Annotated in this window: 9 protein-coding genes; 4 read left to right on the forward strand and 5 right to left on the reverse strand. The window is 34.8% G+C overall.

Translation table 11 applies throughout. The annotated features are described in order from the left end of the window. Nucleotides 1-500: 500 nt before the first annotated feature. Nucleotides 501-2,111 carry a GLPGLI family protein gene (locus B3P23_RS05195; protein WP_293924975.1) on the forward strand — a complete coding sequence of 537 codons (1,611 nt, stop codon included), beginning with the start codon at nucleotides 501-503 and terminating at the stop codon, nucleotides 2,109-2,111. Nucleotides 2,112-2,169: 58 nt separating this feature from the next. On the opposite strand, the gene ychF is transcribed toward B3P23_RS05195, so the two are convergent. Continuing rightward, nucleotides 2,170-3,270 carry a redox-regulated ATPase YchF gene (gene ychF / locus B3P23_RS05200; RefSeq protein ID WP_045753537.1) on the reverse strand — a complete coding sequence of 367 codons (1,101 nt, stop codon included), beginning with the start codon at nucleotides 3,268-3,270 and terminating at the stop codon, nucleotides 2,170-2,172. A gap of 70 nt (nucleotides 3,271-3,340) precedes the next feature. Here ychF and B3P23_RS05205 point away from each other — a divergent pair, with 70 nt between their 5' ends. Further along, the gene (locus B3P23_RS05205) at nucleotides 3,341-3,682 is read left to right on the forward strand and encodes a Rieske (2Fe-2S) protein (protein ID WP_293924976.1); all 342 of its coding nucleotides are present in this window, start codon (nucleotides 3,341-3,343) and stop codon (nucleotides 3,680-3,682) included. Nucleotides 3,683-3,983: 301 nt separating this feature from the next. Here B3P23_RS05205 and B3P23_RS05210 read toward each other — a convergent pair whose 3' ends face one another. The 3 genes from B3P23_RS05210 to B3P23_RS05220 form a co-directional block, all read right to left on the reverse strand. Beyond that, nucleotides 3,984-4,601 (reverse strand): hypothetical protein, encoded by a 618-nt coding sequence (locus tag B3P23_RS05210; protein ID WP_293924977.1) that lies wholly within the window; start codon nucleotides 4,599-4,601, stop codon nucleotides 3,984-3,986. 137 nt (nucleotides 4,602-4,738) lie between these two features. Further along, entirely contained in the window at nucleotides 4,739-6,532 is a 1,794-nt protein-coding gene (locus B3P23_RS05215; RefSeq protein WP_045753538.1) for a glycoside hydrolase family 15 protein, read from the reverse strand. Continuing rightward, complete coding sequence (locus B3P23_RS05220) at nucleotides 6,510-8,771, reverse strand: bifunctional alpha,alpha-trehalose-phosphate synthase (UDP-forming)/trehalose-phosphatase (RefSeq protein WP_045753539.1); 2,262 nt, start codon at nucleotides 8,769-8,771, stop codon at nucleotides 6,510-6,512. The genes B3P23_RS05215 and B3P23_RS05220 overlap by 23 nt, the downstream gene beginning before the upstream one ends. Nucleotides 8,772-9,448: 677 nt before the next feature. Between B3P23_RS05220 and B3P23_RS05225 the strand changes: the two genes are divergently transcribed. Continuing rightward, entirely contained in the window at nucleotides 9,449-9,970 is a 522-nt protein-coding gene (locus B3P23_RS05225) for a CinA family protein (RefSeq protein WP_293924978.1), read from the forward strand. 18 nt (nucleotides 9,971-9,988) lie between these two features. Here the strand turns inward: B3P23_RS05225 and B3P23_RS05230 are convergent, their stop codons facing one another. Next, the gene (locus B3P23_RS05230) at nucleotides 9,989-12,169 is read right to left on the reverse strand and encodes an ATP-binding protein (RefSeq protein WP_293924979.1); all 2,181 of its coding nucleotides are present in this window, start codon (nucleotides 12,167-12,169) and stop codon (nucleotides 9,989-9,991) included. 374 nt (nucleotides 12,170-12,543) lie between these two features. Between B3P23_RS05230 and B3P23_RS05235 the strand changes: the two genes are divergently transcribed. Then, on the forward strand, nucleotides 12,544-13,164 hold the full coding sequence (locus B3P23_RS05235) for a hypothetical protein (protein ID WP_293924980.1): 621 nt from the start codon (nucleotides 12,544-12,546) through the stop codon (nucleotides 13,162-13,164).

Raw genomic sequence — 13,164 nt, forward strand, 5'->3', positions numbered from 1 at the left:
ACCTTTTTTTATTGTATTAATATATAATTTATTGTTCAAAGTTTAAAAAATATCATTATTATAAATTTTTAATTTTATTTACCTTATCGGCATATTCTATTAATCATCTGCTTTAGTGTTGAGCATACACTTTACATATTAGGGTATTATTGTAGGTTTACATGGTTAAAATGTTGAAAATTGGACTTCATTTAAGTATAATTATTTATTGTTTTAAAATAAATAATAGGTGTTGAGCGCTACTATTTTAAATGTTTTTAAATTTTGATGGAAGAATTGTTTTGTAAGAATAATAAATAAATTTTACCTTTGACTTAGGTTTAGGTTGATTACCTCTTTCAAGAGGTACTTTAAAGCCTGGGAAATCGCTCGATTCTCTCAGGCTTTTCTTATTTTTATCCATATTATGAATCATTTTTCTATTTTTGAGTCTTAATCATTTATCCCATACTATGCGAATATTATATCTATTGCTATCGCTTTTTTTGTCGCAATCACTAATGGCTCAGAAAGGAATTTTAGTTGAATATCAAAGATCAAGTAATAATAAGATCTTAGAAAGTCAAGATCCAACTTTAGTTTATGCAAATGCCGAACAAACGGTGATCACAAGTCGGAAAATTGTAAATGGAGAAGCAAAAACTCCTTATGAAGTTTTTGTTGTCAAGCGACCTTCCAATGCCTATTATAAATTAACGCAAATTACAGCTCAACAACAGATTGCGACTATTGATTCATCTGCGATCAATAAGCAAAAGCTGGAAATCACCACAGAAAGTAAAAAAATATTAGGTTATACCTGTTATCGAGCAAGAACGACTGTAAATTCAAATAGTATTGATATTTGGTATACAACAGAATTAAAAATAAAAGGTGGTCCTTCGGACTTAGGTCAAAACTTAGGTTTTGTTCTTGAAGTGGTTCGCAATGGTAATTCTGCGGTTACAGCAAGTAAAATTGAGCATCTAAAAACTTGGCCACAGGCTTTATCGTTACCGGCTAATCTAACCTATGTGGACGATCTGACCTATAAGGATTTGCTATGGAAAAGTAGATTTATACAGATACCTATTTTTAAAAATGAAAAAATAAGTTTTTCTGATGATAGTAAATCTGATAGTATCTTAAGATTTGCGCAAGGTACTGTCATTGTTAAAAAAGTAAAAATTCCAAAGATTGCAGCTGGACAGAACGTATTTATCCAATTGATCGAAAAATCAAAAGGAGATGCTTACGATCGCACAGGCTCTGTTTTTATCATTCCTCAAGATCAGCAACTTTCTTTTTTGGACGGAATGCAGCAGGGGATGAATACGCTTCCTTTATATGATAATGGTAATGGTAAAAAATACCAAGGTGTAGTCCGAACTGCAAATTATACACCCATCTTAGAACTCATGCGCTTTTTTACTCCATTTGGGGTAAGTCAATTTAATTATTTGAAGTTGAAAGGCAAAACTTGGCAAGATTCTGTAGCGTATAGACAGGATATTACTGAACTCGCAAGTGCGATTAGCGATCAAGAAGTTTACGTTGGAACTTTCATCGGCAACTATGACAAAAATGGACACGAAGTGAGCTTAGAGTTAACCGTACATCCTGGGTTTGATAATAAACAAGGGTTAAAAAAACTACTTCCGATTTTTAATACAACCAATGTAATGGAAATGGGCGGTCAAGAGTACGGAACGATGTTCGACAAAGAAAAGGGATTAGAGGTGACTTTTGAATTGAAAGAAGATGCCTCAAATGTTCAATTACGCTATGTGACAACTGGTCATGGTGGCTGGGGCAATGGTGATGAATTTGTTCCAAAAACAAACAGCTTATTTTTGAATGGGACTGCACTTTTCAGTTATACACCATGGCGCAATGACTGCGGTTCTTACCGTTTAAGCAATCCTGCTTCGGGAAATTTTTCGAATGGACTGTCTTCATCAGATTTAAGCCGTTCAAATTGGTGTCCTGGAACAGTAACTTACCCTATATTCATTGATATAGGTGATTTAAAGGCGGGTAAACATACCGTAAGAGTACAAATACCTCAAGGGGAAAGCGAGGGGACAAGTTTCAGCAGTTGGAATGTGTCTGGCGTATTAGTATATGACTAAAAATAAAAGGGCTGAACATACATCTGTTCAGCCCTTTTATTTTGAATTATTACCTTTTTTAGACGTTGAATCTGAAATGCATAATGTCACCATCTTCAACAATATATGTTTTCCCTTCGACAGATAATTTACCAGCTTCTTTACAAGCTGCTTCAGAACCTAATTCAATGAAATCATTATATTTAATAACCTCTGCACGGATAAATCCTTTTTCAAAGTCAGTGTGGATTACACCTGCTGCTTGAGGTGCTGTAAATCCCTTTTCAATCGTCCATGCGCGAACTTCTTGTACACCTGCAGTAAAATAAGTGGCCAAGTCTAGAAGTGAATAAGCAGCTACAATTAATTTCGACACTCCAGATTCTTTCAATCCTAAGTCATCTAAAAACATTTGACGCTCTTCAAAGCTTTCTAATTGTGCGATTTCCGATTCAATTTGAGCTGAAATAATCAATACTTGTGCATTTTCATCTTTCACTTCCTCTTTTACACGGTCAACATAAGCATTTCCAGTATTAACAGAAGCTTCATCGACATTACAAACGTACAATACAGGTTTAGCTGTTAATAAGGCTAATTCTTGAATAAAATCAAAATCATCCTTTTCGATTGGTGCAGTACGAGCAGATTTACCAGCTTCTAAATGATCTTTTACAACAGATAAGATTTCATAAGTGCGTTTAGCATCTTTGTCACCACCTGTTTTAGCCATTTTTTCCACTTTTTGAATACGTTTTACCACCGTGTCCAAATCTTTCAATTGTAACTCTGTGTCGATGATCTCTTTATCACGGATCGGATCTACAGATCCATCTACGTGTATGACATTGCCATCATCGAAGCAACGTAAAACGTGGATAATTGCATTTGTTGTACGGATATTGCCTAAAAATTGATTACCAAGACCCTCACCTTTAGAAGCGCCCTTAACTAAACCAGCGATATCAACAATCTCAATTGTGTTTGGAACAATTTTTTGAGGATTAACTAATTCAGCTAATTTATTAAGACGGGTATCAGGAACAGTGATCACCCCAACATTTGGTTCAATAGTACAAAAAGGAAAGTTTGCCGCTTGTGCTTTAGCGTTAGACAAACAGTTAAATAGTGTTGATTTACCTACGTTAGGTAATCCAACGATACCGCATTGTAAAGCCATAAAATATGCTAGTTTTTTGAATTTACGCAAAGATAAAAAATAAGTCGAAACTTTCTATGTATCTTTAATTATGTTGCAGTGGTATCAGGTAGATAAGACGACTTCTTATCAAATCAATCAAATTTATGAGGTCAAGGCAGGCAATCATCGCATCTGTATTGTACATGACGGTTCTGGATGGAGAGCTTTTTCAAGAAAATGCCCACATGCGGGAGCCTCATTTGTAACAGGATGGTGCGAAGGAGAGGACCTTGTATGCTCCTATCATCGACATCGGTTTAATCTGAATACCGGCAAAGGCTGCTCTGATCAAGGTAATTTTATAAAAATATATCCGACCAGAGTTGAAGATAGTGTTCTTTTTGTGGGTATTGAAACATCTCGATCTTTCTTTACTCAATTATTTAAATAGGTGCTTCATAATATTTCAATAATCGGTTATAATGATCTTGTTAAGGATTTTATTGAATGAAGTGAATAGATACTTGATGTCAATAAATATCTTTAACTATCGTTTGCTAGTTTACTGAATTTATAATTGATAAAATCATCGAAAAGAAATGACAAAATAAAGGGTAGGCTATAGCTCCGCCGTCTATGAAAGGGATCTTGTACCACATATATTTCATAAAATTTAGGCAAATGCAAGGTCTCAAAGATAAATATACATCCACAACGTACACAAAACATGAAGATCAATAAGTATTTTCAACCTATTGATCTAAATTTCTCACCTGATTAGCAAAACCTTTTATTAATGCTTTCCATTGCGGATAAGATGCTCCTAAAGCCGCTCCTAGACCCACAATAAAATTTCTGACATTATCAATTACCTGATGGTTGTCTGTATTGGGTATTTCGTTTCGGCCAGCATATTGGAATAATAGACTATTGTTTCGTTGCTCAAGAATTAAAGTGGAAGTTGCTATACCTTCAAAGAAATGAGCAGTGTCTTTATTATCTGGTTGAGTTGGATCAGGGCAAGGTTTTAGACTGATGGATAGTATTTTATACTCATTCATGTTTTTTGATTCTAAATTAACGACATTTACCCAATCATAGCCTTTTGTGCGAGGTAAACCCGGTCCCGGAATATCAATTCGAATATAATCATGTAATTGTAAAGGTCTCTCTAATGACGATCCATCAGAATCGACCAATTGAAAAACAGCTGCTGGCACTTCAGCAATCTTATGCCAATCATTGATGGATAATAAATTGTATGCTGCTTTTATAAATGCTTGATTAGCAATGTGAGTATTTGAAAACTCAACCGATTCAAAACAGTCCAATTGATTTCCTTCTTTTTGTGTTGGAATGATATTTTTCATATTTTTTATTTAAATAACAATTCATATGATACTAATGTTTATATCTATTTTTAAGTATAGCTAACTGCAGTCAATGCAATATAGATGATCCATGTATAGCAATACCCTACGCGTCTTGATCAGCGTAGGGTATAGTTTTATAAAAATGCAGGGTGATCTAACTTGACTGCGATGCGATTGGCAGCATTGACTAGTCCCACATGACTGTATGCTTGCGGAAAATTACCCCATTGACTACCATCCTGTTCATCGACATCCTCACTAAATAAGTTGAGATGATTACCATATTTGATCAATTGCTTGAATACTTTTTGTGCTTCATCCAGACGACCTACACAAGCTAATGCCTCTACATACCAAAAGGCACACACCAGAAATGTTGACTTGGGTTTTCCAAAATCATCCTTATGCAAGTAGCGATAAAATAATCCATTTTCACCCTTCAGTTCTTTTTCTAGTGCTTCCAAATGATGTTTTGCTTTTTCACTTGATGGATCAAGATAGTTCATCATGATTAATTGTAAAGTAGAAGCATCTAAATTTGAGTTTTTAGTTGCAGTAGTATATACCTTACGTTCTTCATCGTAACAACTTTCAATATGTACACTAGCACGTTCCCGTAATTGCTGCGCTTTTATTTTTATATCTTGAAATCCGTATTGCTCTGCAATTTTTAACGCTGCTGTTGCACCAGCCCACTGAAATAAATTGGAATAACAATGTCTATTTTCAAAATTTCTAAATTCCCATATGCCGGCATCAAACTCGTCGATGGTACTTTCGATCTTATTTAAGATATAATTAGTCCATGACTTGGCCAGTCCCGTATTCTGATGGCTAAATCGGTGATCGGTAAACATGGGAAGCAGCGCGAGTAAAGCTTGACCATAGACATCATTTTGAACATGCTCGTAAGCCTGATTTCCTAAGCGTACCGGTTTATTACCCAAATATCCTTCCAGATGGTCAAGGGTACTTTCTGTCAAGAGATGCTGCCCCATGATCCCATATAAAGGTTGCAGACGTCCGAGATCTGTCTGGGTGATATTGGCAATGTAGGAAGCATATTTTTCCATTTCTTCAAATTGTCCTATATGGCTCAATGCCGTCAATACATAATAACTATCCCTGAGCCAACAATAGCGATAATCCCAATTACGACCACTACCCGGATGTTCGGGTAGGCTAGTAGTACTTGCGGCAATCAATGCTCCAGTATCTTCATATTGATGGAGCTTCAAAACCAGCGCAGATCGGATCACCTCTTTTTGACAGAAGGAGGGAATAGAGGCATTTTTAACCCACCGTTGCCAATAGGCTTTTGTTCTGCTTAAAAAGTCTTCGGCAGTACGCTCTATAGGTGCTTCAAATGGGCTTCCAAAGGTCATAACCAGATAAATCGTACTACTTAGTACGTGCGGTATATCATCAAAAAAATGACTGACAGGCATATTTGTTGCTAAACGGATTTTAATATCTTCTTGCTCGAATTGAATATGATTACTACCTCTATTTTTACTAAACCCTTCTTTTCCATATGCATATTTAGGTGTGCACCGCACACGAATTTTAGGCCGCCCTTCCAGTGGTTCGACCTTCCGAACCAGCATAAGAGGTTTATAATATCGCTCATATTGTTCAAAGCGGGGTGCAAAATCTGTTATCCTATAACTTCCTTCGGCGGTTGTCAAAGTGGTGCATAAGATATTCGTATTTTCAATGTATTGCTGATCTTTATTGGTGATTTCTGATGTAGGCAGAATTGAAAATTCACCACCATCCTTTTGATCTAACAAACTGCCAAATACAAATGAATCTTCAAATGTCGGCCAGCATAACCAAGTTATATTTCCCGTATTATTGACGTGAGCTATATACGAACAGTTGCCAATGATCCCGCTATTGTATTTATGCTTCGCTGTTTTTGTCATAAGTTTTTATTTTGATTTCAGATGATGTGGCGTTAGTCTCTTTTAGTTTCTTTCTGTTGTAGGCAAAATATTCGATCAGTTTAACTGCTTCCTGTTGCGTGTCGACATAAAACTGTGCTGCTGACTTTTTGTTTCCTACTTTGATGGTGATCGCATCGGCTGGAAGCTCTAAAAACATATCTTCGTCAGTAGCGTCGTCACCGATAGCAAAGATAAAGTCAGGATTATAGCTGTTTACAATATCCATAGCTGCTTTACCTTTGTTTAGTTCACTGTTTTTTACTTCAATTACTTTATCGCCCATTAATAATTGTAGACCATGTTGTTGCACAAGGTAACGTAAGCTTTCCACGAGTTCCAAGGCCCTTAAATGACCCAAGCCAGGCTGTGCCTTACGATAATGCCACGCTAAAGAATAGGATTTTTCTTCAATCACACAACCAGCTGTTATATTAGCAAATTTGGTCATGATATGCTTGACCGGAATTTTCCAGCGTGTGGATAATATGGCTCCACTTTGCCATTTATGTGTAGGATAATTGCTCCATGCGCCATGTTCGGCAACTAAATAATATTGTTCATTAGCAAACCAATTGTCAAGTGTTTCATGTGGTCTACCGCTGATAATGACTACTTGGCTCTCGTCATTTTCCTGCAGCATATTAAGTGTTTCGTATAACGATTCGGTTGGTATAGCAGCAGCAGCATCATTTTGAAAACCGATCAAAGTACCATCATAGTCAAGGAAAAACAATCTCCTTGTGGCACGATTATATTGATCAAGAATCGCTTCCTTGGTTTGCGTATTAATCCTCCTTGCCATTTCATTCTGTTGAAAAATTTTGATTTCGCGAAGCCTGTTAAAGAATAATCGTACCCAATGGCGAACATTGAATTTTTTAACGATTTCGATGCTGTCATTCAACCGCATACGTTGCTCGGCTTCGGGCATATGCAAAGAATTGTATATAGCCGTTGTCACTTGGTCGGTGGCATTCGGATTGATCTGGATAGCTTGGGTCAATTCTTTGGCTGCACCTGCTAGTTCACTCAATATCAAGACCCCATTTGTATTTTCCTTGCTGGCTATATATTCTTTACACACTAAATTCATGCCGTCACGCAATGAGGTGATTAAACAAATATCAGCAGCTACATACAAGGATGACAATTCTTCTAATGGAAAAGAATTGTAGAAATAAGCTATTGGTGTCCATTCGTTACTTCCAAACACAGCGTTGATGTGACCAACGGTCCGGTCGATTTCATCCAACAATTGTTTGTATTGTGCCACGTGATCTCTTGATGGTACGACAATCATATAAAGTACAACTTCACCTTTCAGTTCTGGGTTGGTGACCAGTAAGTTTTCAAAAGCCAGCAAACGTTCAATAATCCCTTTACTATAATCTAATCGATCTATACTTAGGATTATTTTTTGGTCTTTGTAATAATCTTTTATCGCTTGTGCACGTGTCTGTATAGGTTCACTATTAGCCAGTTGGGAGAATTTTTCAAAATCTATACCCATCGGATATACTTCTGTAAAAATACTACGACCACCGGTATGTAAACAATTATTTTGTACACTAAGTCCTAAGATATGTGCACATGAATTGAGAAAATGTTGTGTGTCGTTGAACGTGTGAAATCCGATCAAATCAGCCCCTAACAATCCATTTAACAATTCGTTGCGCCAAGGAATACTTCTAAAAACCTCATCGTTAGGAAAGGGGATATGTTGAAAGTATCCAATTGCGATGCTTGGATAGGATTTTCTGACTAACTCCGGCAAGAGCATCAATTGATAATCATGGATCCATACCTCATCTTTCTCTTGGACGTTTTGCTGATCAACTACATCAGAAAATTTTTCATTTACCTTCTGATACATTTCCCAATCGGGAGTCCGGTACACCGCATATGAAGGTCTGTAGTGGAATACTGGCCATAAGACTTCATTAGAAAATCCTTCGTAATATCCTTTTAATTCTTCCTCTGTTAAGAAAACAGGAATCAGGTTGTGTTCTGCTAATCCTTTGGAAATAATTTCTTCTTCCTCAGTATTTAAAGGAATAATACCAGGCCAACCAATCCATATGTTTTCGTCACTTTTGTAAACTGAGCCTAGACCTGTGGCTAATCCTCCCTCACTGGGGATAAATATGAGCTCATTGTCCTTGCGTTCGATGCGTATAGGTAATCTATTTGAAACGATGATCGTTCTTTTCTTATACATGATTTTAATTTTTTATTATAAAAGCCTATTCAAATAAAAATGATAGGTTCTTCTAACTGATATTGTCTTGATTTTTTATGGTTAAATATTTTTCATATTATTTATAAAACCAGGACTGCTGCATATCTTTGATCGATGTTGTAAGCAAATTGACCTTAATTTAACGATTGTAAATGTAAAGCTTTGAGTTGTTGAATGTCTGTTTTGCGTCTCTGATGGAATAGCTGTTTTCATAAATATATTACTTGATATAGTCTATTTACAATATGTGCAATTTGAGTAGCTGTAAGATATAGATGTAAATTGCAACATATTACAAGCGAATTCCTAGCCAAAAAAGCTGATATAAGATGAGAAAATATGGTTTTATCAAGTGACCGTATTAATACCTGCTATATGGTGTTATATTGATTTATATATTGTGCAACAGGGGATTAGTAATTTTTGGATGCAACTCCTGATGATTTAAGAGATGTTGTTTGTGAAATTAATTTTTACAGTTGTTTTCTTTGATTTTACAAATTGGGTATTTATACCCTTTGCTATAACCAGCTCTATACATTAAAATGAATGTATAGGAGTTCATTTACTTTTTAAATTATTATGAGTAGGTGAACATTTACTGATGGAGAGGTGTTTATATATCGATAGTAATTACAAATTTAATAAATGTATTTATGATGGATTATGTAGAGACCTCCACGTTAGATATTGTCGGTAAATTTTTTAAGGACAATAATATTAAAGTATTTGTTGGAGAAAGTATGACCGGTGGTTTTTTAGGAAGCATATTAAGTATGCAAGTTGACTCAGGCGATTATTTTTTAGGCGGGATCACAAGTTACGCTACCTCTGTTAAAAAATCATTACTACATGTAAATAAACATAGCATTGAACATTTTACGACAGAATCAACACAAGTCACATATGAAATGTTGGAAGGGCTCAAGAAACTTGTTGATGCAGATGTATATATTGCGATAACAGGAATGGCTTACCCAGACTCTGATGCTGTACATGATCATCACGCCGAAGTCGGAGATATTTTTATAGCAATATGTTTTAATGGCATATATCTACAAAAAAAGGTACATTGCATTGATTGCAATCCGGCTCAGATTTACATCACAGCTGTCAATCATGTCATTTATGAATTATACAATTTCATCGAAGATCATGAACTGAATAAAGAACAATAGTGAGTTGTTCACTATTGTTTAATCCGCCAGCATGCTGGGAGGGAAGTCTTCCACTATTGGGAAATAAAGATAAACGGAAGTGCCTTTATTGATTTCCGATTCTATTTTGATGCTTCCTCCAAGTCGTTCCATGATCCGTTTAACTAATGAAAGACCTACTCCGGTACCCTCAATATCTTTAACATTGCTTCCCCTTTTAAAAATTTCGAAAATTTGAGTAAGATTTTCTTTTGGAATACCAATCCCGTTGTCTTGGATCAGATAACAAACTTGACCTCCTTCGAAATAACTATTAATATATAAGGTAGCGGTGGTGACATGTGTTGAATATTTGATCGCATTACTGATTAAATTGCTAAATATTTGATAGAGTGCGCTTTTTTCAGCCCATATGGGCAATAATTTTCCATATTCAACTTCATAAGACTTATTTTCGTAAAGTAAGGAGCTGTCATTAAAAATCTGTTGCAGGTTGTAGGCCATTGGAATAGGTTCTTTAGATAAGCTATTCCCTTTCTGTTGACTCAATGATACCACATTATTAATGATCTCTTCGATACTCTCTGTACTTGCTATCAGATTGCTATACCATTTTTGAAGCGCTACTGCATTAAGCACATCTTTACTATTTTGCAAAAATTGAAGACCGATTTTTAATATAGAAAGAGGATTCTTTAGGTCATGAGAAAGTGTAAAGGTTAGCATCTCCAATTCATTATTAGAAGCTACCACCTGTTCATTCCATTGTTGTTTCTCTTTAAGCTTACTGACAATAGATTCTTTTAAAATCTGATTTAATGTCAAAACAAAATTGATCTCGATATCATTCCACGATTTTGCAATATCTTTATTACTACTTTCCGTAATGACTATTCTTGGGGTATTTTGTTCACTGGTTAATGGGTTTAACTGCAAATTTAGTACTTTACTTGCGCTCTCTTTACGAAACCAGATCAATATCTGATCATTTAAAAGACCAACTTTAAGATACATCAAGCCTGCAAATGGCAGCCGACCTTTGAATTTTTTAGCATGTGTTTCTCTGAAATTATTATCTTTAAACAGTGATTTTTCAGTATGTGCCTGTATAAATGCTACTATCTCGTAAAGTTGGGCTTTAGTAGGGCAGATTCCATTAAAACAAACATCCCCTTGATTAAATAGTGCAAAACCATCAGCATCAACCATATCCATGATGATGTCCATATGTTTCATCAATGCACAATTTACACTCTTACTTTTTAAAAGGTCAATTTTTAAATCAACTTCAGCTGTTCTTAAAATCTCGTTTCTTTCAAGTAGATTTTGCTTGAGGTAACTCTCATATTTACTCGTCGCGTTCTGAATTGCGAATGTACATAGTTTACGTTGCTGGAGGTCGATATTTTTTTCTTTACCGTGATGGGCGACCAATAGACCCCAAAAGTTGCCATCAATATGAATTGAAAAAAATAAAGCACTTACCACACCTTTTTCTGATAAAAAAATTTGATGAAGCTCTGGAACAGGGACTAGTTGGCTTTCTAATAATATGAAATCTTGTTTATTAGTATAAAATTTTTGATTGTTGTTTTTTAAATTTGGGCTATAGCGATAGGAGCACATACTATAGAATGGGAAAACTTCTTTGGGCATAAAGCTTTTTGAAAACTCCATGTCTTTGTAGTATTGTTGACCATCTAACGTATCTTCAGCTACTACGTGGCTATATCCAGTTTCTTCTATTTGAACAACAAATACGTGGTCAAAATGTAATATACGATTGATAGCATGACAGACTAGGTCCCAATTATTGGGTTGTATGGTATCAAGTAAGAAACTGAATTCGTTAATTTTCTTTGCTGAAGTATATTTTTTGAACTGTTCCTCCCATTCAATAAAAATTTGATCATCGTGTAAGCTTAACTTTAAATAGACTCTTTTGTTAGCTAATTTTATTGGAATAATCTGACGTGGAATAACGTGGTCCTTAATATTCTCGATTAGTCGATGAATTTTATTTGTATGCTTACCAAAAATAGTAGGGCCTAAAGATTCTAGAGAACAATCAAGTACATGATCGATATGATCGATCTTTAGTTCTTCTAGAGCATTTTCACTAATGCCAATAATATGCAAATTAAGATCTAATATGATGATGCTGCCGAATTGCTGGATATTAATCGTATTTTGACCTGAAATATTTAAATCGACTCTCATATAAAATATATACTCCTATAATGCCCTAAATTAACGAAAATAAATCATAACTATCAGAATGATATAATGGCTTTAAAACTTCAACTAAATTTAAGTATTTCTATGATCAATAGATAAATGACAAAAAATAAAATCACTGGAACTTTTGTGTTTTTTAATTTGCAGATTTTCAGATTTATATATTTCTTTAGATCATGTATCAACACCAGATTGACATATAAATACTAAATAAGTAACCAAGATAACGCAATATGACCACGTATTAATACGGTTGAAATCACGTATTATTTATACCGTGATAGGATCGATATTTGTAATCGATAACACGAATTATAAGGTGTTAGATACATAACATTTTTTTATAAATCTTGGGTATGCAGTCACGAGAAAAATTATATAAATCGATTATTAAAGAATATGAAGATCAAAATTTACTATTGGGAAAACTACTTCATGAATATATAGCTCAAGATTTATATGCAATACAGTTAACTTTACAGCGTTATTCAATAGAACAGGGACATTCACTACCCATTGATCAAGTCAAAGATATTATTAATGGTACGATCGGAAAGGTTCAACAAATGGCGAATGACCTTTTGCCTGTAGTGTTAAGAGATTTTGGCTTCCAAAGAGCCATAGAAGATTTATTTCTTCAATATAGTAGTACCAAAAATGAAGTTTATGTTGACAAGGCCGTCAACAATTTGGATTTTAATTTTCAGCTCAAGTTATTTCAATTGGTACAGTTTATGTTGCGAGCTTCGTTCATAACTGATAATGAGTGTATATTAGTAATTAAATTAGTGGTAAATAAGGATAATCTATTATTGGAAATGGAAGGAGTAAGTGAAAATTATACTAAAGAGCTTAAAAATTATAATAAAGAAAATATCAGAAAATTGCAAGATCGCGTAAATTTATTTGAAGGGACACTCGACATCAATACAAGTTCGGATAGAAATAAGATCGTTGTTAATGTAAAATTAAATTAA

Origin of the sequence: Sphingobacterium sp. UBA6320 (assembly GCF_002440335.1) — a bacterium.
Lineage (GTDB): Bacteria > Bacteroidota > Bacteroidia > Sphingobacteriales > Sphingobacteriaceae > Sphingobacterium.

Excerpts from the sequence above, each read along its gene's own strand:
- B3P23_RS05195 (WP_293924975.1), top strand. The coding sequence starts at position 501 with ATGGCTCAGAAAGGAATTTTAGTTGAATATCAAAGATCAAGTAATAAT.
- ychF (WP_045753537.1), bottom strand. The coding sequence starts at position 3,270 with ATGGCTTTACAATGCGGTATCGTTGGATTACCTAACGTAGGTAAATCA.
- B3P23_RS05205 (WP_293924976.1), top strand. The coding sequence starts at position 3,341 with ATGTTGCAGTGGTATCAGGTAGATAAGACGACTTCTTATCAAATCAAT.
- B3P23_RS05210 (WP_293924977.1), bottom strand. The coding sequence starts at position 4,601 with ATGAAAAATATCATTCCAACACAAAAAGAAGGAAATCAATTGGACTGT.
- B3P23_RS05215 (WP_045753538.1), bottom strand. The coding sequence starts at position 6,532 with ATGACAAAAACAGCGAAGCATAAATACAATAGCGGGATCATTGGCAAC.
- B3P23_RS05220 (WP_045753539.1), bottom strand. The coding sequence starts at position 8,771 with ATGTATAAGAAAAGAACGATCATCGTTTCAAATAGATTACCTATACGC.
- B3P23_RS05225 (WP_293924978.1), top strand. The coding sequence starts at position 9,449 with ATGATGGATTATGTAGAGACCTCCACGTTAGATATTGTCGGTAAATTT.
- B3P23_RS05230 (WP_293924979.1), bottom strand. The coding sequence starts at position 12,169 with ATGAGAGTCGATTTAAATATTTCAGGTCAAAATACGATTAATATCCAG.
- B3P23_RS05235 (WP_293924980.1), top strand. The coding sequence starts at position 12,544 with ATGCAGTCACGAGAAAAATTATATAAATCGATTATTAAAGAATATGAA.